Origin of the sequence: Pseudomonas sp. R1-1, from assembly GCF_051132135.1 — a bacterium.
Classification (GTDB): Bacteria; Pseudomonadota; Gammaproteobacteria; order Pseudomonadales; family Pseudomonadaceae; genus Aquipseudomonas.
The window spans coordinates 6,030,486-6,052,586 of record NZ_CP071663.1 but is presented as its reverse complement, the minus strand read 5'-3'; the positions used below and the strand labels follow the sequence as shown (position 1 = coordinate 6,052,586).

Here is a 22,101-nt window from a genome sequence, read left to right as displayed (position 1 = left end):
CACCCCCTGACACTCCGCGTCACAACGATGTTTGAGCGGTGCGGCTGGAACGCAGAGCGTCCCTTGATGCATTCCCACGCGGAGCGTGGGAACGATCACTACCGGGAAATCAGATCAACCCGCCCTCATCCTCATCGATCAACTGGCTCAACCCGCCCAGTGCCTCACGCGCCTGGTTGCGGTCCATCAGTTTGGCCTGCGCCGCGGGTGGCAGGTCGGTGACGCGGATCACGCCTTTCTGGGTCAGCACCTGAATCAGGTCGTCGAGTACCCGAATCATCTCGAAGTCGCTCTGCTTGAGCTGCTTGAGGCTGTTCTCCACGGCTTCGTTGGCGTACCACGCCTGGATTTCATGGTTGTCGGCCGGCAGGGTTTCCGTGGCTTCGGCGTACGCCGCAGCTTCCACGCGAATCAACTGGCCTTGCGCATCGCGTTGCACGTAAAACATTGAGCATCCCTCGGAAAAGAACCAGCGTCATGCTGTCAGCAGCATAGCCAACTGTGCGCAAGTATGCGGTGCGACGACGAAATCGTCACCGGGGTGAACTGACACAACGCAACGGCCGCCCCTGAGGGCGGCCGTTCTGTTTACGCATCAGCTATTGTTGTGGTCGACCTTGATGGTCGGGTCGCTGCCGGCAATCAGGTTGTGCAGGCTGGCGCTCGACCAGTTGTTGCCCTCCAGTTTGATCGTCACGTCCGGCGTTGCCGCCGCGGCATCGCCGGAATTGAATTTGCCCGCCGAGCTGACTTGCAGCGAAGACGTGCCGTCGACCGTGGTGATCTTCAGGAAGTTGTCGATGGTGCTGCCGGTTTCGCCCTGCAGCAGGTCGCGCAGGTCGATGCGGTCACCGTCGGCGGCCTTGAAGTCCTTGATCACATCACTACCGGTGTCGCCTGCCTTCCAGACAAAGGTGTCGGCACCGGAACCACCGATGAGGATGTCGTTGCCCTTGCCACCGATCAGCGTGTCGTTACCGCTGCCGCCGAGCAGGATGTCATTGCCTTTGCCGCCGTCGAGCAGGTCGTTGCCGCCCGAGCCGAACAGGATGTCATTGCCGGCGCCGCCCAACAGGGTGTCGTCGCCGTCGTGCGCACCGGATACATCGAACGCCTGATAGTGCTCGGTGATGTACTGGTGCACGTTGCTGGTGCTGACTTTGCTGACGTCGACGCCGGTTTCCTTGGCGACAAACGCCTGCATTGCCTGATAACCCTCACCGGCAATGCCGTTGAAGCTGACCAGATCGCCGAACAGGATGTCGTTGCCGTCGCCGCCGTTGACGGTGTCGTTGCCCGGCATCGTCGCTTCGGTGTGGCCGATGATCGAGTTGGCGAGGTCTTTCGGATCGATGTTAGTCTGCGGCGTTTTATCCGAATCGTAGGGCTTCAGATCGTTAAGGCTGACGCCGCTGTTGAGACCGATGGCTTCGACGTTCGACAGGCCATTGAGCAACGCGAAGCTGCTGGTGGAATTGTCGGTGGTGTACCAGTCGGTGCTGTTGCCGCTGCCGTTCAGACTCGACAGCTCGTAGGTGCCGTCACCCTGAGCGTGGATAGTGCCCAGGTTGCTCCAGTTCCAGTTGCCGTTTTTGTACGTCTGCAAAACCACAGTGCCAGCGCTGTTGATGCTCAGGTAATGGGTGTTGTCGATGTACGTGCTGAAGCTGTCGCCCGGCTTGTAGTTGCTGGTATTGACTACGCTGTCGAGCCTGACGCTGCCGTACAGCGTCGGATTGGTCTGCTCACCGCTCTGGTAGTAGGTCGGCTGGCCGTCGGTGATGAAGTACGTAAGGTTCTTCGCCCCGGTGTTGGCCACCGCGTCAGCGCTCTGGAACCAGTTGGCCGTGGTCTTGAACACGTCCTCGTAGTTGGTGCCGCCACCGGAGCCCATCGAGTCGAGCACGGCTTTGAGCTTGGTCAGCGCGTTCGGGTCGTTGAGATTGACCGACACCGACTTGTTGACCTGGGTATCGAAGTCCACCAGGAAGATGTTTACCGTGCCCGAGTTGCTGCCGCCCAGGCTTTGCTTGAGGGTGTTGAACACCGAGGTCAGCGAGTCCTTGGCCGCGTTGAGCGACGATGCGCTCATGCTGCCGGAGCTGTCGACCATGAAGGCGATGTTGTAGTTGGTGCCCGGCACCACAGTCAGACCGCCGATGTCGGCGACCATGATGTCGTTGCCGTCAGTGCCGGTAACGGTGTCGTCACCCGAAGTGGCGGTGACCGCGTTGTACACCGCCGGCACCACGGTGACCGGAATGGTCGCGGTGCTGCTCGCCGAACCGCCGACCATTTCAGTGGAGGTCGAGGTCACGGTCAGGTTGAACTGGCCGTTGTAGTAGGTCGGCGGGGTCACGGTCAGGCTGCCGAGATTCCAGCCAGTGACGTTGGCTTCGCCATTGCTCGCGGTAACGGTGAAGGTATGCCCGGCACCATCGCTGAGTACCGAACCGACCGGTGCGCCGCTGATTTTCACGCTCAGGGTTTCCGAGCCGTCGGTATCGGTCAGCGCGGTGCTGATTGCCGACAGTTTCACCGTGGTGCCTTCGGCGCCAGTGTTGAGCTTGTAGCCGTCGTAATAGCCTTCGCCGTTAGTGCCGTGCAGATCGGAGACGGTGACGCCCGAGTTGATCAGATCCTGCACGCCGGTGTAGATCGGCACGCCTGCATTGCTCAGGTCGATCGGCGTGCTGCCATTGACCGACAGGTTGACGTCGTAGCTGCCCGGGCCGCTCTGGTTGTGGTGGTAGATGTCGAGTGTGTAATAGCCGCTGGTGGTCGGGGTGAACGAACCGTTGATCGCCCCGCCCGCCCCCCAGGTACCCGACGCCACACTCTTGCCGCCGATGGTGATCAGCAAGCTGTCATCGGCGACACCACTGAAGGTGTAGGTCTTGCCGGCTTCCAGGTAGATCAGGCCCGAGGTCTTCGATGCCGTACCGGCGGCTACGCTGCCGTCGGACTGCACGTTGGTCACGCTGCCGCTGGAATTTGGCGTGCCGGCGCCATCGATGACGTTTTTCAACGTGGTCGAGTCCGCGCCATTGCCGCTGGTACCCAGGCCGGACAGACCGGTCCAGACTTCCTTGATCAGCCCGGTGGACTTCACGCTGTTGTCGGCCACGTTCACAGTCGGCGCGTCTGCCACTGGCGTGATGTCGATTTTTACCGTGCCGGTGTTGCCCAACAGTTGACCGTCGGTTGGCTGGAACTTGATTTGCGCGTAATCCGCCTGGTTGTTGCCCAGGCCGCTGCCGCCGTAACCGTTGACACCCGACTCGTTGGCATCCGGCATGAAGCGCAGCTTGCCCGCGTCGATGTCGGCCTTGGTGAAGGTCTGGTTATTGGCCACGTCCTTCCAGGTCGAACCGTCCAGATACTGCAGTTTGCCTTCGCCCGGCAGCTGGGTGATCTTGATCCCGAGGCTGCTGGCCGGGCTATCAACGTCGCTGACACCGAAGGTCGACCAGCCGAGTACCAACGGCGTGTCTTCGCTGCCGGTGACATTGCTCGGCGCCGCCACCGGTGCGTCATTGACCGCCACCACGTTGACCGTGGTGGTCGCGGTGTTGGAATAGTTGCTGCCATCAGTCACGGTCACGGTGATGGTCCGCGGCACGGTGCTCGGGTCTTCACTGCTGTTAGTGAAGCTGATGTTTTTGATCACCTGCATGTAATCGGCCAGCGTCGCGTTACCCGACAGGGTCAGGGTTACCGTGCCGTTGGTGCTGTTGGCATTGATGGTGATGCCGTTGACGCTGTTGCCCAGGTTCAGCGCATCGCCGTCCTGACGGTTGGTCAGCACTACAGTGGCGCCGGTGAGCAGGGTGCTGTCCGGATCGGTGATCTTGATATCGGTGTCGGCAATCGACACGCCCGCGCCCGGAGTGTTCTCGGTGAACGTGACTTTGTAATCGGCACCCGTGGCGCCGCTGGAGTTGTTGGCATCCAGGTCGAGTACCGGCGGCGCATCGTTGTCGATGATCGAGGTGCTGACGCTGCCGTTGGTGCTGCTGACCGCGAGGTTTTCGAAGTTGCCGCCAGTGGCCGAATCGATCTTGACCACGAAGTTCTCGGTGCCTTCGGTGATCTTGTCATCGAGAGTGGCGACGTTGAACTGCGCGCTGCTCGCGCCCGCCGGGATCTTCACGGTATAGACGCCGGTGAAATCCGAACCGTCGGCAGCGGTGCCGCTGTAGACGATTTTCAGGGTCACTTCGGTTTGCGCCGGGTGGTTCAGGCTGACCGTGTAGGTCGCGGTCTGACCTTCGGTTACCGAGGTGCTGCCGCTGATGCTGACGGTGGTGGTGTCGACGGTGTCGGTGACGCTGGTGACCGCTGGAGCGGTGCTGGTAACGAGATTTTCGAAACCGCCGCCGCTGGTGCCGGTGATGGTCGCCTGCACGCTGCCGGCGTCTTTGTAGACGTCGTCGGATGGTGCAGCAACGGTCGCAGTGCCGGTGGTTTCGCCAGCCTTGATGGTGATCACGGCGCCGTTGGACAAAGTCACGGTCACTGGCGAGCCAGCGGCGTTGGTCAGGGTTGCGGTGTACGTAATCTGACCACCCTCGGCCACAGAACCGGTCGCAGACAGCGTCAGGTTTGTAGTGTCGACGGTGTCGGTGACGCTGGTTGAGACCGGAGTCTTGTCGGCAACCAGATTCTCGAAGTTGCCACCGCTCACATTGGTGATCGAGTTGGTGATCGGCGCATGGCCGGTCAACGCATCGTTCGGCGCAATGGTGGTCGCGGTTCCGGTTGTCTGGCCAACACCGATGGTGATGGTTTGACCGTTGGCCAGGGTTACGACAACCGGCGAACCAGTCACTGGCGCACCGACGGTTGCGGTGTAGACGACGTTGCCGCCTTCAGCCGCAGTGGCGGTCGCGGTCAGTTTCACCGAGGTGGTGTCGATGGTGTCGGTGACGCTAGTCACTGCCGGAGTTGTGCTCGGCACGAGGTTCTCGAAGTTGCCACCGGTAGCGCTGGTGATGGTCGCCTGCACGCTGCCGGCGTCTTTGTAGACGTCATCGGATGGTGCCGGAACGGTTGCGGTGCCGATGGTTTCGCCAGCCTTGATGGTGATCACGGCACCGTTCGACAAAGTCACGGTCACTGGCGAGCCAGCGGCGTTGGTCAGGGTTGCGGTGTACGTAATCTGACCACCCTCGGCCACAGAACCGGTCGCGGACAGCGTCAGGTTTGTAGTGTCGACGGTGTCGGTCACGGTGGTGCTGACCGGTGTTTTGTCAGCAACGAGATTCTCGAAGTTGCCACCGGTCACGTTGGTGATCGAGTTGGTGATCGGTGCGTGACCGGTCAACGCGTCGTTCGGCGCTGCGGTGGTCGCGGTGCCGGTGGTTTGGCCGATGCCGATGGTGATGGTTTGACCGTTGGCCAGGGTTACGACAACCGGCGAACCTGTCACTGGCGCACCGACGGTTGCGGTGTAGACGACGTTGCCGCCTTCAGCCGCAGTGGCGGTCGCGGTCAGTTTGACCGAGGTGGTGTCGATGGTGTCGGTAACACTGGTCACTGCCGGAGTTGTGCTCGGCACCAGATTTTCGAAGTTGCCACCGGTGGCGCTGGTGATGGTCGCCTGCACGGAGCCGGCGTCTTTGTAGACGTCATCGGATGGTGCCGGAACGGTCGCGGTGCCGGTGGTTTCGCCAGCCTTGATAGTGATCACGGCGCCGTTCGACAAGGTCAAGGTCACTGGCGAGCCAGCGGCGTTGGTCAGGGTTGCGGTGTAAGTGATCTGACCGCCTTCGGCCACGGTGCCGGTTGCGGACAGCGTCAGGTTTGTAGTGTCGACGGTGTCGGTCACGGTGGTGCTGACCGGTGTTTTGTCAGCAACGAGATTCTCGAAGTTGCCACCGGTCACGTTGGTGATCGAGTTGGTGATCGGTGCGTGACCGGTCAACGCGTCGTTCGGCGCGATGGTGGTCGCGGTGCCGGTGGTTTGGCCGATGCCGATGGTGATGGTCTGACCGTTGGCGAGAGTTACCACAACTGGTGAGCCGGTAACCGGAGCACCGACAGTTGCGGTGTAGACGACGTTGCCGCCTTCAGCCGCAGTGGCGGTTGCGGTCAGTTTGACCGAGGTGGTGTCGATGGTGTCGGTGACGCTGGTCACTGCCGGAGTCGTGCTCGGTACCAGGTTTTCGAAATTGCCACCTGTGGCGCCGGTGATCGTCGCCTGAACCGAGCCGGCGTCTTTGTAGACGTCATCGGATGGTGCAGCGACGGTTGCGGTGCCGGTGGTTTCGCCAGCCTTGATGGTGATTACGGCGCCGTTCGACAAAGTCACGGTCACTGGCGAGCCAGCGGCGTTGGTCAGGGTTGCGGTGTAAACAATCGAACCGCCCTCAGCGACCGAATTGGTGGCACTGAGCGAAAGGTTGGTGGTGTCGACGGTGTCCGTAACGGTGGTGCTGACCGGTGTTTTGTCAGCAACGAGATTCTCGAAGTTGCCGCCGGTCACGTTGGTGATCGAGTTGGTGATCGGTGCATGACCGGTCAACGCGTCGTTCGGCGCGATGGTGGTCGCGGTGCCGGTGGTTTGGCCGATGCCGATGGTGATGGTCTGACCGTTGGCGAGAGTTACCACAACTGGTGAGCCGGTAACCGGAGCACCGACAGTTGCGGTGTAGACGACGTTGCCGCCTTCAGCCGCAGTGGCGGTTGCGGTCAGTTTGACCGAGGTGGTGTCGATGGTGTCGGTGACGCTGGTCACTGCCGGAGTCGTGCTCGGTACCAGGTTTTCGAAATTGCCACCTGTGGCGCCGGTGATCGTCGCCTGAACCGAGCCGGCGTCTTTGTAGACGTCATCGGATGGTGCAGCGACGGTTGCGGTGCCGGTGGTTTCGCCAGCCTTGATGGTGATTACGGCGCCGTTCGACAGGGTTACGGTGACTGGCGAACCAGCGGCGTTGGTCAGAGTCGCGGTGTAGATAATCTGACCGCCTTCAGCCACAGAACCTGTAGCACTCAGCGTCAGGTTCGTAGAGTCGACGGTGTCCGTAACGTTGGTCGAAACCGGCGTCTTGTCGGCAACGAGGTTCTCGAAGTTACCGCCGCTCACGTTGGTAATCGAGTTAGTGATCGGCGCATGACCGGTCAACGTATCGTTCGGTGCGATGGTGGTCGCGGTGCCGGTAGTTTGGCCGACACCGATGGTGATGGTCTCACCGTTGGCCAGCGTCACGACTACCGGCGAGCCGGTAACCGGCGCACCGACAGTGGCGGTATAAACGACGTTGCCGCCCTCGGCTGCCGACTCGGTCGCGGTCAGTTTCACCGTAGTGGTGTCGATGGTGTCGGTAACGCTGGTGATAGCCGGGGTTGTGCTCGGCACCAGGTTTTCGAAATTGCCACCGGTGGCGCTGCTGATCGTCGCCTGCACGGAGCCGGCGTCTTTGTAGACGTCATCGGACGGTGCTGGAACGGTTGCGGTGCCGGTGGTTTCGCCAGCCTTGATGGTGATTACAGCGCCGTTCGACAAGGTCACGGTCACTGGCGAACCAGCGGCGTTGGTCAGTGTTGCGGTGTAGGTGATCTGACCACCTTCAGCCACAGAACCTGTAGCACTCAGCGTCAGGTTCGTAGAGTCGACGGTGTCCGTAACGTTGGTCGAAACCGGCGTCTTGTCGGCAACGAGGTTTTCGTAGTTGCCGCCAGTCACGTTGGTGATCGAGTTGGTCAGCGGAGCGTTGCCAGCCAAGGCATCGTTCGGCGCGATGGTGGTCGCGGTACCAGTGGTCTGGCCGATACCAATGGTGATCGTCTGGCCGTTGGCAAGGGTTACCACAACTGGCGAACCAGTGACTGGCGCGCCCACGGTCGCGGTGTAAGTCACGGTGCCGCCTTCAGCCACCGAGGTATCGGCGGTCAGTTTGACCGTCGAAGTGTCGATAGTGTCGGTGACTTGAGTGATCGCAGGCGTGGTGCTCGGAACAAGGTTCTCGAAGTTGCCACCGGTGGCGCTGCTGATCGTTGCCTGCACGGAGCCGGCATCTTTGTAGACGTCATCGGATGGCGCCGCCACGGTTGCGGTGCCGGTGGTTTCGCCAGCCTTGATGGTGATCACGGCGCCGTTGGACAAGGTCACGGTGACTGGCGAGCCAGCGGCGTTGGTCAGTGTTGCGGTGTAGGTGATCTGACCACCTTCAGCCACAGAACCTGTAGCACTCAGCGTCAGGTTCGTAGAGTCGACGGTGTCCGTAACGTTGGTCGAAACCGGCGTCTTGTCGGCAACGAGGTTTTCGTAGTTGCCGCCAGTCACGTTGGTGATCGAGTTGGTCAGCGGAGCGTTGCCAGCCAAGGCATCGTTCGGCGCGATGGTGGTCGCGGTACCAGTGGTCTGGCCGATGCCAATGGTGATCGTCTGGCCGTTGGCGAGGGTTACCACAACTGGCGAACCAGTGACTGGCGCGCCCACGGTCGCGGTGTAAGTCACGGTGCCGCCTTCAGCCACCGAGGTATCGGCGGTCAGTTTGACCGTCGAAGTGTCGATAGTGTCGGTGACTTGAGTGATCGCAGGCGTGGTGCTCGGAACAAGGTTCTCGAAGTTGCCACCGGTGGCGCTGCTGATCGTTGCCTGCACGGAGCCGGCATCTTTGTAGACGTCATCGGATGGCGCCGCCACGGTTGCGGTGCCGGTGGTTTCGCCAGCCTTGATGGTGATCACGGCGCCGTTGGACAAGGTCACGGTGACTGGCGAGCCAGCGGCGTTGGTCAGTGTTGCGGTATAGGTAATCTGACCACCTTCGGCCACGGTGCCGGTCGCGGACAGCGACAGGTTGGTGGTGTCGGCAACGTCGATGACGGCAGTCGATACCGGTGTTTTGTCTGCAACCAGATTCTCGAAGTTACCGCCGCTCACGTTGGTGATCGAGTTAGTGATCGGCGCATGACCAGTCAACACATCGTTCGGTGCAGCGGTGATCGCGGTGCCGGTAGTCTGGCCAACACCGATGGTAATGGTCTGCCCGTTGGCCAATGTCACCACAACCGGAGAACCGGTTACCGGCGCGCCAACAGTAGCGGTATAGGTGACATTGCCACCTTCGGCGGCCGACTCGGTGGCAGTCAGTTTGACGGTGGTTGTGTCTACGGTATCCGTGACGTTGGTCACCGCCGGAACGGTGCTTGGCACCAGGTTCTCGAAGTTGCCGCCGGTTGCATCCTTGATGCTGACTTCGACTTTGCCGGCATCTTTGTAGACGTCATCGGATGGCGCCGCCACGGTTGCGGTGCCAGTGGTTTCGCCAGCCTTGATGGTGATTACGGCGCCGTTCGACAGGGTCACGGTCACCGGTGTGCCGGCCGGGTTGGTCAGCGTTGCGGTGTAGGTGATCTGGCCACCTTCGGCTACCGAATCACTGGCAGTCAGATTCAGATTGGTGGTGTCGGTGGTGTCAGTCACGGTGGTGCTGACCGGCGTTTTGTCGGCCACGAGGTTTTCGTAGTTGCCGCCGCTGACGTTGGTGATCGCGTTAGTGATCGGCGCGTGGCCGGTCAACGCATCGTTCGGTGCGGTGATGGTCACAGTGCCGCTGGTCTTGCCGACTTCGATGGTGATGTTCTGACCGTTGGCCAGGTTGACGACAACCGGCGAACCGGTGACCGGCGCGCCGACCGTGGCGGTGTAGGTGACAGTGCCACCTTCGGCAGCGGTCTCGGTGGCGGTCAGTTTGACCGTCGAGGTGTCGACGGTGTCAGTGACATCGGTGACCGCCGGCGTGCTGCTCGGCACCAGGTTTTCAAAGTTGCCGCCCGTGGCGTCCTTGATCGTGACTTCGATTTCGCCGGCGTCTTTATAGACATCATCGGTTGGGGCTGGAACAGTCACGGTGCCGGTGGACTTGCCGGCTTCGATAGTGATCACCGCGCCGTTCGACAAGGTCACGGTGACCGGCGTACCGGCGGGATTGCTCAGGGTCGCGGTGTAGACAATCGAACCGCCTTCGGCAACGGAGCCGGTCGCGGACAACGACAGGTTGGTGGTGTCGGCAACGTCAGTCACCGCGGTCACTGCGGGAGTCTTGTCGGCGACGAGGTTTTCGTAATTGCCGCCGCTGGTACCGTCGATTTTTACGCTCAGCGTGTTGCCACCGGCCAGAGCATCGTTCGGTGCGGTGAAGTTGACGCTGGCGTTGCTGGCGCCGACCGGGATGGTGATGGTCTGGCCATTGGACAAGGTCACGACTACTGGCGAGCCGGTGACTGGTGCGGTCACGGACGCGGTGTACACCACCACGCCGCCTTCGACGGTGCTGGCGCTGGCGGTCAGCGAAACAGTGCTGTTGTCGATGGTGTCGGTGACGTTAGTCACCGCCGGGGTCTTGTCGACCACCAGGTTTTCAAAATTGCCGCCGCTGGTCTTGGTGATGCTCGCATCGACCTTGCCGGCGTCCTTGTACACGTCATCGCCCGGTGCGGCGACGGTCGCAGTGCCGCTGGTCGCGCCTTTGGCGATATTGATCACCGCACCGTTGCTCAGGGTCACGGTCATTGCCGTGCCGGCCGGGTTGGTCAGGGTCGCGGTGTAGACGATCGAACCGCCCTCGGCAACGGTGCCGGTGGCGCTCAGGCTGATATCGGTGGTGTCGACGCTGTCGGTGACTTTGGTCACGACCGCAGAGCGATCGGCATCGACCTTTTCGAAGTTGCCGCCGGTGTGGCTGGAGATCGCCGTCTGCACCTTGCCGCCATCCACATATGGCGTGTTGGCCGGGGCAGGGAAGTTCACCGAACCGCTGGTGGCGCCGGCAGCGATGTTGATCACCGCGCCGTTGGCCAGGGTTACCGTCATGGCGGTGCCGGCCGGGTTGCTCAGGGTCGCGGTGTAGGTGATCTGGCCACCTTCGCTGACGGTGTCGCTGGCGGTCAGGGTCAGGCTGGTCTTGTCGACGGTGTCGTTGACCGTGGTGCTGACCGGGGTCTTGCTGACGTCGAGTTTCTCGAAATTGCCGCCGCTGGCGTCGGTCATGGTCACGGTGAGCTTGCTGACATCTTTGTAGACGTCATCGCTCGGCGCGGCGATGGTCACCGAACCGCTGGTCTTGCCAGCCTCGATGGTGATGGTCTGGCCGTTGCTTAGGTTGACGGTTACCGGCGTCTGCGCGGCGTTGGTCAGGGTCGCGGTGTAGGTGATCGAGGTGCCTTCGAGCACGTAGCTTTCGGCGCTGAGGGTCAGGTGCGTGGTGTTGACGGTGTCGGCGATATTGGTTACCGCCGGCGTCGGGTTGGCGACGAGGTTTTCGAAGTTGCCGCCCGCAGTGTCCTTGATGGTCACTTCGACTTTGCCGGCGTCTTTGTAGACGTCATCGGCAGGCGCCGGAACGGTCACGGTGCCGGTGGTCTTGCCGGCGTCGATGGTGATCGTCGAACCGTTGCTCAGGGTCACGCTGACTGGCGTGCCGGCCGGGTTGCTCAGCGTCGCGGTGTAGACGATCTGCCCGCCTTCGTTGACGTTGCCGGTGGCGGTCAGCGCAACGGTGGTGGTGTCGACGGTGTCGGTCACGCTGGTGCTGACCGGGGTCTTGTCGGCAACCAGATTTTCGTAGTTGCCGCCGCTGACGTTGCTGATCGAGTTGGTCAACGGTGCGTGACCGATCTGGACGTCATTCGATACGGGGGTGGTAACGCTGCCGGTGGTCTGGCCGACGGCGATGGTGATGTTCTGGCCGTTGGCCAACGTCACCACAACAGGCGAACCGGTGACAGGCGCGCCGACGGTGGCGGTATAGGTGACGGTGCCGCCTTCGGCAATCGACGTGTCAGCGGACAGTTTCACGGTCGAAGTGTCGACGGTGTCGGTAACTTCGGTGACGGCAGGGGTGGTGTTCGGAACGAGGTTCTCGAAGTTGCCGCCGGTGGCGCTGGTGATCGTCGCCTGAACAGAGCCGGCATCTTTGTAGACGTCATCGGCAGGTGCAGCAACGGTCGCGGTGCCGGTGGTTTCGCCAGTCTTGATGGTGATCACGGCGCCGTTCGACAAGGTCACGGTCACTGGTGAGCCAGCGGCGTTGGTCAAGGTCGCGGTGTAAGTGATCTGGCCACCTTCGGCCACGGATCCTGTCGCACTCAGCGACAGATTGGTGGTGTCGGCAACGTCGGTGACAGAGGTCGAAACAGGAGTTTTGTCCGCAACCAGATTTTCGTAATTGCCGCCGCTGACGTTGGTGATTGAGTTGGTCAGCGGAGCGTTGCCGGTCAGCGCGTCGTTCGGAGCGGTGTAGGTGATGGAACCGGTGGTCTGGCCGACGGCGATGGTGATGTTCTGGCCGTTGGCCAACGTCACCACAACAGGCGAGCCGGTAACCGGTGCGCCAACGGTGGCGGTGTAGGTGACGGTGCCGCCTTCGGCGACCGAAGTGTCAGCGGTCAGCTTCACCGTTGAGGTGTCGACGGTGTCGGTGATTTCGGTCACCACTGGCGTCGTGTTCGGAACCAGGTTCTCGAAGTTGCCACCGGTGGCGCTGGTGATCGTCGCCTGAACGGAGCCGGCATCCTTGTAGACGTCATCGGCCGGTGCAGCAACGGTCGCGGTGCCGGTGGTTTCGCCAGCCTTGATGGTGATCACGGCGCCGTTCGACAAGGTCACGGTCACTGGTGAGCCAGCGGCGTTGGTCAAGGTCGCGGTGTAAGTGATCTGGCCACCTTCGGCCACGGATCCTGTCGCACTCAGCGACAGATTGGTGGTGTCGGCAACGTCGGTGACGGTGGTCGAAACTGGAGTTTTGTCCGCAACCAGATTTTCGTAGTTGCCGCCGCTGACGTTGGTGATTGAGTTGGTCAGCGGAGCGTTGCCGGTCAGCGCGTCGTTCGGAGCGGTGTAGGTGATGGAACCGGTGGTCTGGCCGACGGCGATGGTGATGTTCTGGCCGTTGGCCAACGTCACCACAACAGGCGAGCCGGTGACAGGCGCGCCGACGGTGGCGGTATAGGTGACGGTGCCGCCTTCGGCAACCGACGTGTCAGCGGACAGTTTCACGGTCGAAGTGTCGACGGTGTCGGTAACTTCGGTGACGGCAGGGGTGGTGTTCGGAACGAGGTTTTCGAAGTTGCCACCGGTGGCGCTGGTGATCGTCGCCTGCACGGAGCCGGCGTCTTTGTAGACGTCATCGGCAGGTGCAGCAACGGTCGCGGTGCCGGTGGTTTCGCCAGCCTTGATGGTGATCACGGCGCCGTTCGACAAGGTCACGGTCACTGGTGAGCCAGCGGCGTTGGTCAAGGTCGCGGTGTAAGTGATCTGGCCACCTTCGGCCACGGATCCTGTCGCACTCAGCGACAGATTGGTGGTGTCGGCAACGTCGGTGACAGAGGTCGAAACAGGAGTTTTGTCCGCAACCAGATTTTCGTAATTGCCGCCGCTGACGTTGGTGATTGAGTTGGTCAGCGGAGCGTTGCCGGTCAGCGCGTCGTTCGGAGCGGTGTAGGTGATGGAACCGGTGGTCTGGCCGACGGCGATGGTAATGTTCTGGCCGTTGGCCAACGTCACCACGACTGGCGAGCCGGTAACTGGCGCGCCAACAGTCGCGGTGTAAGTGACGGTGCCGCCTTCGGCGACAGAAGTATCGGCGGTCAATTTGACTGTCGAGGTATCGATGGTGTCGGTGACTGTCGTCACGGCTGGAGCAGTGCTTGGTACCAGGTTTTCGAAGTTGCCACCGGTGGCGCTGGTGATCGTCGCCTGCACGGAGCCGGCGTCTTTGTAGACGTCATCGGCAGGTGCAGCAACGGTCGCGGTGCCGGTGGTTTCGCCAGCCTTGATGGTGATCACGGCGCCGTTCGACAAGGTCACGGTCACTGGTGAGCCAGCGGCGTTGGTCAAGGTCGCGGTGTAAGTGATCTGGCCACCTTCGGCCACGGATCCTGTCGCACTCAGCGACAGATTGGTGGTGTCGGCAACGTCGGTGACAGAGGTCGAAACAGGAGTTTTGTCCGCAACCAGATTTTCGTAATTGCCGCCGCTGACGTTGGTGATTGAGTTGGTCAGCGGAGCGTTGCCGGTCAGCGCGTCGTTCGGAGCGGTGTAGGTGATGGAACCGGTGGTCTGGCCGACGGCGATGGTGATGTTTTGGCCGTTGGCCAGCGTCACGATCACAGGCGAGCCGGTCACTGGCGCGCCAACGGTGGCGGTGTAAGTGACGGTACCGCCTTCGGTAACCGAGGTATCTGCGGTCAGCCTCACCGTCGAGGTGTCGACGGTGTCGGTGATTTCCGTCACTACTGGCGTAGTGTTTGGAACCAGGTTTTCGAAGTTGCCGCCGGTGGCGTCCTTGATGCTGACTTCGACCTGACCGGCGTCTTTGTAGACGTCATCGGCAGGGGCTGGAACGGTAACGGTGCCGGTGGTTTTGCCGGCGTCGATGGTGATCACCGAGCCGTTGCTCAACGTCACGGTGACGGGTGTGCCCGCCGGATTGGTTAACGTGGCGGTGTAATTAATCTGGCCGCCTTCGGCCACGGAGCTGGTTGCGCTGAGGCTCAGGCCGGTGTCATCGACCGAGTCGGTGATGGTCGTAACTGCTGGCGCGGTGCTCGGCACCAGGTTTTCAAAATTGCCGCCGGTAGCGCCGGTGATGGTGGTGCTGACAGTGCTGCCATTGTTGTACACGTCATTGGCCGCAGTCGGCACGTTGACGGTACCGACGGTTTCGCCAGCGGCAATGGTGATGGTCGAACCGTTCGACAGGGTGACGGTCACCGGCGTCTGCGCCGGGTTGGTCAGGGTCGCGGTGTAGGTGATCTGGCCGCCTTCGACGATGTTGTTGGTCGCGGTAAGGGTCAGGCCGGTGTTGTCGACCGAGTCGGCAATAGTGGTTACCGCTGGCGTGGAGTTCGGCACCAGGTTTTCAAAGTTGCCACCGGTAGCGCCGGTGATGGTGGTGCTGACGGTGCTGCCGTTGTTGTAAACGTCATTCGGCGCAGTTGGCACGTTGACGCTGCCGGTGGTCTGGCCGGCACCGATGATGATGGTCGAGCCGTTCGACAGAGTGACGGTGACCGGGGTTTGCGCCGGGTTGGTCAGGGTCGCGGTATAGGTGATCTGGCCGCCTTCGACAATGTTGTTGGTAGCGGTAAGGGTCAGGCCGGTGTTATCGACCGAGTCGGTAATGGTGGTCACCGCTGGCATCGGATTCGGCACCAGGTTTTCAAAGTTGCCACCGGTAGCACCGGTGATGGTGGTGCTGACGGTGCTGCCATTGTTGTACACGTCATTGGCCGCAGTCGGCACGTTGACGGTACCGACGGTTTCGCCAGCGGCAATGGTGATGGTCGAACCGTTCGACAGGGTGACGGTCACCGGCGTCTGTGCCGGGTTGGTCAGGGTCGCGGTGTAGGTGATCTGCCCGCCTTCGACAATGTTATTGGTCGCGGTCAGGGTCAGGCCGGTGTTGTCGACCGAGTCGGTAATGGTGGTCACCGCTGGCGTCGGATTCGGCACCAGATTCTCAAAGTTGCCGCCGGTTGCGCCGGTGATGGTGGTGCTGACGGTGCTGCCATTGTTATAGACGTCGTTTGCCGGCGTCGGCACGTTGACGCTGCCAGTGGTCTGGCCGGCACCGATGGTGATGGTCGAGCCGTTCGACAGGGTGACGGTCACCGGGGTTTGCGCCGGGTTGGTCAGGGTCGCGGTGTAGGTGATCTGGCCGCCTTCAGTAACGGTCGGGGCGGTCGTCAGGGTGACGGTGGTGGTGTCGACGGTATCGGTGACCTGGGTAGTCGCCGGAGTGGTCGGCGAGGTCACGGTGATGCCGTTGCCGCCGGTGGTACCGGTGACGGTCACGTCGATTTGCGTCGGGTCGTTGTACACCGTGTCGTTCGGCGCCAGCGGTACGTTGACAGTACCTGTGGTGGAACCGGCCGGAATCACGATCACCGAGCCGTTGGACAGCGTGATGGTCAGGTCAGTCAGTGGTGCCTGGGTCAGGGTCGCGGTGTACACCAGCACGCCGCCGGCTTCGGTAATGGTCGGCGTGGCGCTCAGGCTCAGGGTCGAGGCGCGCAGGGCATTGGTGGTGGTGTCGCTGGTCAGGCCACCGGTGGTGTCCTGGGCGACTTGCCCGGCGGAGTTGATCCCGGCAGTCGGGAAACCAATGGTCGGGTCGACACGGCCAGCGGTCGCGTCGAGCATGACGAAGCTGTGGCCGCCACCGGCGGCACCACCGGTACCTGCGGCGCTTGGGCCGGCAGCGGTGGATTCAAGGGCGGTGGTCGGGTCGACGCCGGCGGCGATGGCTTGCTGCAGCTCTTCTACAGAAGGCGCAGCTTGCGCGGTGGCTTCAGCCAGGTCGGTGCTGGAATCGGGCGCGCTGGCGCTCCACTGCGTATCGCGACCCAGATCAAGGGTACGGCCATCGGCCAGTTCCAGCGACACGGCGCCGGACAGCCCGGTATCGATCTGATCGCCGACATACAGGCGATCGCCTTCAACGAGTACGCGTCGCACGCCCTCTGGGGACACCACGAAAACCTGACCGACAATGCTTTTGACGATGGCAACAACACTGCTCATTGAAGACTCTCCGGGGTGTCGCGTTCAGTTGACTTCCATGGACCTGACGGGCGTCGGCGCCACTTCAGTCTGGACGTGTTTCGATAAAATGGATAACTTGTTGACGCTGTTTTTCGTCAATATTTTGGCTACAAATTTTCGCGATTAACTTTATGCCAAACTATTGACCTTCTGGGTGCCATCCTAAACAATCGCCCCACTAATGTCACATTGATATTTCCGCGGCGACCTGTCCTTCAGCCTGTCATCCAGTTCCTCTTTTGAACTTTCCGACATACGGTCTTTCGGGTTGCCATCATCCGACGCAGCGCCACGTTTTTGCTGTGATTCAAGACAAAGAAGTTCTGGGAAATTCCAACCATGCGTTCGCTTTTGCTCCTCGTCGCTCCCTTCGCTCTCGCCGCTTCATTCGTACAAGCACAATCCTTACCAGAAGCCATGCAACAGGCACTGGATGTCCATCCGGAAATTCAGGCGGGGATCAACAGTCGTTTGGCGGCGGATTATCAGTTGAAGGCGGCGAAGGGCGGATACCTGCCCAAGGTCGATTTGCTGGGTGGTTACGGCCGTGAAGGCACTGACAGCGTGACCACTCGCGCCAACGGCGGCGGCAATCACTGGGAGACGTTGAATCGCAGCGAGTCAAGTTTACGTCTCTCGCAAATGGTTTTTGACGGTTTTGCGACTTCCAACGAGGTTGCGCGTCAACAAGCCAACGTCAGCTCCCGTGCCTATTCGTTGCTCGGCACGTCCGAGCGCACCGCGCTGACCGTCGCACAGGTCTATCTGGATGTGCTGACTCGCCGCGAATTCGTGCGTCTGGCCGAGGAAAACCTCAAGAGCCACCAGCGCATCTACGACCAGATCCAGTTGCGCACCCAGCGCGGCGTCGGCAGTGGCGCCGACCTCGATCAGGCCGAAGCGCGGATGGCTCAGGCTCGCAATAACTTGATCACCGAGCAGACCAACCTCGCCGACTCGGAAACCAATTTCCTCAGCGCCGTCGGCCAAATGCCCGATCAACTGGAGCGCCCGGCGCCGTTCATGGCGATGATGCCGGCCAACCTCAACGAGGCCCGCGCGCAGATGCTGGAAAACAGCCCGATCCTGCGTTCGGCCGAGTCGGATATTGCCGCTGCCGAGAAGCAGTACGCCACCGCCAAGTCGACCTTCTACCCACGTTTCGATGCCGAGCTGGGCCGCACCGCCGACAACGACCTCGACGGCCAGAACGGCCACAACAACGAATGGCAGGCCATGCTGCGCATGCGCTTCAACCTGTATTCCGGTGGCAGCAACAAGGCTGACCTGGAATCCAAGTCGTACCTTGCCAACCAGGCGCTGGACATCCGCAACAACGCCCTGCGCCAGTTGAACGAAGAGCTCGGCCTGGCCTGGAACGCCCTCAACAACGCCAATGCGCAGGTGCCGATCGCCCAGCAATACGTCGATCACAGCACCTCGGTGCGCACCGCCTACCAGCGTCAATTCAGCCTTGGCGAACGCACCCTGCTGGACTTGCTCGACAGCGAAAACGAACTGTTCACCGCGTCGCGGCGTCTGGCGGAAATCAAGAACATTCAGTTATTTACTCAGTACCGAATCAAGGCGACCATGGGCGAATTGCTCAAAAGCCAGGGTGTAGTCGCGCCGTTGGCATCCGTTGTGCAGAACGATGTGAAACCCAAGGTCCAGCTGCCTGGGATGAATTGAGTTATCCCTTTCAACTGTCGAAGAGTGTCGAGCGTGGAATCAGAAGTCAGTCGAGTTCATCTCAGCCATGATCCACGCGCGTTGCATGACGATCCGTTGCTGGACGGTCTGCTCGCCCTTTGCATGCTGCACCAGAAGCCGGCCAGCGCCGCGATGCTGACCACCGGCCTGCCGCTGCCCAAACAACGCCTGAGTGTCGAGTTGCTGCCGCGTGCGGCAGCTCGCGCCGGTCTGCAAGGGCGAGTGCTGCAACGCAAACTGGAAGAAATCCCGGCGATCGCCATGCCAGCCTTGCTGCTGCTCAAGGACGGCCGCAGTGCCGTGCTGCTCGGCTGGCAGGGCGACAGTGATGCGCGGGTGCTGCTCAGCGAAAGCGATGGCGGCGAGTCGACCGTCAGCCGCGAACTGCTCGCCGACGACTACATCGGCAAAGTTTTCTTCGCTCAGCCGCAACACAAATTCGATGTCAACCACGGCACGCTGATTCCGCGTGCGCGCTCCTGGTTTCGCGACACCCTCAAGCGCTCGCGCTGGCTCTACGCCGATGCGATCGCCGCGAGTTTCCTGATCAACATCATCGCCATGGCCGCGCCGCTGTTCGTGATGAACGTGTATGACCGCGTGGTGCCGAACCAGGCCGAAGCGACCCTGTGGGTGCTGGCGCTGGGCATTACCGGCGCGTACATCTTCGATCTGATCCTGAAAAGCCTGCGCAGTCTGTGCCTGGACCTCGCCGGGAAGAAAACCGACCTGATCATCTCCGCGACGCTGTTCGAACGCATTGTCGGCATGGCGATGAAATACCGCCCGGCGCGGGTCGGCAGCTTTGCGCAGAACATCCATGAGTTCCAGAGCCTGCGCGACTTCCTTGCCTCGCTGACCTTGACCAGTCTGATCGATCTGCCGTTCACCATTCTGATCTTCATCGTGATCGCCATTCTTGGCGGGCATCTGGTGTGGATTCCGGTGCTGGCCTTCCCGATCGCCTTGCTGATTGGTTACGCGTTGCAGAAGCCACTGGTCGCGACCATGGAGCGCACCATGGCCCTCGGTGCCGAGCGCCAGTCGAGCCTGATCGAAACCCTCGCCGGCCTCGACGCGGTCAAGGTCAATAACGCCGAAAGCGAGCGTCAGTATCAGTGGGAGCAGACCATCGGCACCCTTAGCCGCCTCGAGCTGCGGGTGAAAATGCTTTCCGGTCTGGCGATGAACATCACCCTGCTGATCCAGCAACTGGCCGGGGTGATCATGATCGTCTTTGGCGTCTACCAGATCATCGCGGGCAACCTGAGCATGGGCGGGCTGATCGCCTGCTACATGCTCAGCGGTCGCGCACTCAGCCCGCTGGCCTCGCTGTCCGGTCTGCTCACGCGCTATCAGCAGGCGCGGGTGACCATGACGTCGGTCGACCAGATGATGGAGCTGCCGCAAGAGCGCAATTTCGAAGAACGCCCGCTGAGCCGCAAGGTGCTGCAAGGTGCCATCGAGTGCCGCCAGCTGAGCTTCACCTACCCGGAACAACAGAATCCGGCGCTGAAAAACATCAACCTGGTGATCCGTCCCGGCGAGAAGATCGGCATCATCGGCCGCAGCGGCTCGGGCAAGAGTTCGCTGGCGAAACTGCTGGTCGGCCTTTATCAACCGGACGACGGCGCGCTGTTGGTCGATGGCGTGGACATCCGCCAGATCGACGTCAGCGAACTGCGCTACAACATCGGCTACGTCCCGCAGGACATCCAGCTGCTGGCCGGCACGTTGCGCGACAACCTGGTTTCCGGTGCGCGTTATGTCGAAGACGAACTGGTCCTGCAAGCCGCCGAACTGGCCGGCGTTCACGAATTCGCTCGCTTGCATCCGCAAGGTTATGAACTGCAAGTCGGTGAGCGTGGGCAGAACCTCTCCGGCGGCCAGCGGCAGAACGTTGCCCTGGCGCGGGCGTTGTTGCTCAATCCGCCGATTCTGCTGATGGACGAGCCGACCAGCGCCATGGACAACACCGGCGAAGAACGCCTCAAGCAACGCCTGGCGGCGGTGATCGAAAACAAGACCGTGGTGCTGGTGACGCACCGGGCCTCGCTGTTGTCGCTGGTCGATCGCCTGCTGGTGGTCGATCGCGGGCAGATTCTCGCCGACGGCCCGAAAGCCGCGGTGATGGAAGCGTTGAAGAAGGGGCAGATCAGTGTTGCTTAAGTCCGGTGTCAAGGAGTCGATCCGTCGCTACTTCAAGGGTTCTGCTTCGCTGCAGGGCCAGCCGCTGCCGGAGGTCAACAAGGCGCTGATCGAAGACGCCCCGCGCGTCGTGCGCCTGACCATCTGGGCGATCATCGGCTTCTTCGTGTTCCTCATGCTCTGGGCCAACTTTGCCGTGATCGACGAAGTGACCAAGGGCGACGGCAAGGCAATTCCGTCGTCGAAGATCCAGAAAATCCAGAACCTCGAAGGCGGCATCGTCGCCGAACTGTTCGTCAAGGAAGGTCAGATCGTCGAGGCCGGCGCGCCGCTGATTCGTCTCGACGACACGCGTTTTGCTTCCAACGTTGGCGAAACCGAGGCCGATCGCCTGTCGATGCTGCTGCGCGTCGAACGCTTGAGCGCGGAAGTCGACGACCGTCCGCTGAATTTCCCCGAGGACGTGCTCAAAGCCGTGCCGGGTCAGGCGAAAAGTGAAGAATCGTTGTACATCAGCCGCCGTCAGCAGTTGCACGATGAAATTGGCGGCTTGCAGGAGCAGTTGATTCAGCGCCAGCAAGAGCTGCGCGAGTTCACCTCCAAGCAGGCGCAGTATCGCCAGCAACTGGGCCTGCAACGTCAGGAAATCAATATGTCCGAGCCGTTGGTGGCGCAGGGCGCGGTGTCGCCGGTGGAAGTGCTGCGGCTCAAGCGCGCGGAAGTCGAAACCCGCGGCCAGCTCGACGCGACCACCCTGGCCATTCCGCGTGCCGAATCGGCGATCAAGGAAGTGCAACGCAAGATCGACGAGACTCGCGGCAAATTCCGCAGCGAAGCGCTGACCCAGCTCAACGAAGCACGCACCGATCTGAACAAGGCCCAGGCCACCGGCAAAGCGCTGGAAGACCGCGTCAGCCGTACGCTGGTTACCTCACCTGTGCGCGGCATCGTCAACAAGTTGCTGGTCAACACCATCGGCGGCGTCATCCAGCCAGGCAGCGACATGGTCGAAATCGTGCCGCTGGATGACACCTTGCTGGTCGAAGCGAAAATTCGTCCGCAGGACATCGCCTTCCTCCATCCGGGACAGGAAGCGATCGTCAAATTCACTGCGTACGACTACACCATTTATGGCGGGCTCAAGGCGCAGCTCGAACAGATCGGCGCCGACACCATCACCGATGAAGACAAGAAAACCACCTACTACATGATCAAGGTGCGCACCGAGCGCAGCCATCTGGGCACGGATGAGAAACCGCTGCTGATCATTCCGGGGATGGTCGCTTCGGTGGATATCATCACCGGCAAGAAGTCAGTGTTGAGCTACCTGCTCAAACCGATCATTCGCGCGCGGGCCGAGGCGTTGCACGAACGCTAAATCTTTATTGGTCTTTCTGGCCTCATCGCGAGCAGGCTCACTCCTACATTTTGGAATGCGTTCCCCTGTAGGAGTGAGCCTGCTCGCGATGAGGCCAGCGCATTCGCTAAATATCCGTCGGTAAGTGACACAAATGGTCACCCGGGTCCGCACCAACCGCCATATAGTTATTCTCTAACGGTATTTAATTTCCAATTCTTATACCTATAAAGTCATCCCCCTGCGTACCTGCCGACCAATCGGCGCGCCGCACGAGCTGAACCAACACGCAATCCAGCGTGAGTGTCTGATCGACGAGCGCGCCTAGGAG

The 22,101-nt window shown here is 61.4% G+C and carries 5 protein-coding genes; 3 read left to right on the top strand and 2 right to left on the bottom strand.

Annotated features, from left to right (window positions below; translation table 11 throughout):
- Positions 1-109: 109 nt before the first annotated feature.
- Entirely contained in the window at positions 110-448 is a 339-nt protein-coding gene (locus tag J3P75_RS26985) for a tryptophan synthase subunit beta (RefSeq protein ID WP_090288078.1), read from the bottom strand.
- Positions 449-595: 147 nt separating this feature from the next.
- Positions 596-16,531, bottom strand: a complete 15,936-nt coding sequence (locus tag J3P75_RS26980; RefSeq protein ID WP_434708828.1) for a LapA family giant adhesin — start codon at positions 16,529-16,531, stop codon at positions 596-598.
- A 360-nt stretch (positions 16,532-16,891) separates the two neighbouring features.
- Here J3P75_RS26980 and J3P75_RS26975 point away from each other — a divergent pair, with 360 nt between their 5' ends.
- The 3 genes from J3P75_RS26975 to J3P75_RS26965 are packed head-to-tail and all read left to right on the top strand — an operon-like array spanning position 16,892 to position 21,791.
- Positions 16,892-18,244, top strand: coding sequence for a TolC family outer membrane protein (locus J3P75_RS26975; RefSeq protein WP_434708827.1), 1,353 nt, complete (start codon positions 16,892-16,894; stop codon positions 18,242-18,244).
- A gap of 33 nt (positions 18,245-18,277) precedes the next feature.
- Complete coding sequence (locus J3P75_RS26970) at positions 18,278-20,434, top strand: type I secretion system permease/ATPase (protein ID WP_090288085.1); 2,157 nt, start codon at positions 18,278-18,280, stop codon at positions 20,432-20,434.
- Positions 20,424-21,791 carry an HlyD family type I secretion periplasmic adaptor subunit gene (locus J3P75_RS26965; RefSeq protein WP_203420236.1) on the top strand — a complete coding sequence of 456 codons (1,368 nt, stop codon included), beginning with the start codon at positions 20,424-20,426 and terminating at the stop codon, positions 21,789-21,791. Before J3P75_RS26970 ends, J3P75_RS26965 begins: the two co-directional genes overlap by 11 nt.
- The last annotated feature ends 310 nt before the right edge of the window (positions 21,792-22,101 follow it).

Bases quoted from the DNA above. Each gene is read 5' to 3' on its own strand.
- J3P75_RS26985 (WP_090288078.1), bottom strand. From the start codon at position 448: ATGTTTTACGTGCAACGCGATGCGCAAGGCCAGTTGATTCGCGTGGAA.
- J3P75_RS26980 (WP_434708828.1), bottom strand. From the start codon at position 16,531: ATGAGCAGTGTTGTTGCCATCGTCAAAAGCATTGTCGGTCAGGTTTTC.
- J3P75_RS26975 (WP_434708827.1), top strand. From the start codon at position 16,892: ATGCGTTCGCTTTTGCTCCTCGTCGCTCCCTTCGCTCTCGCCGCTTCA.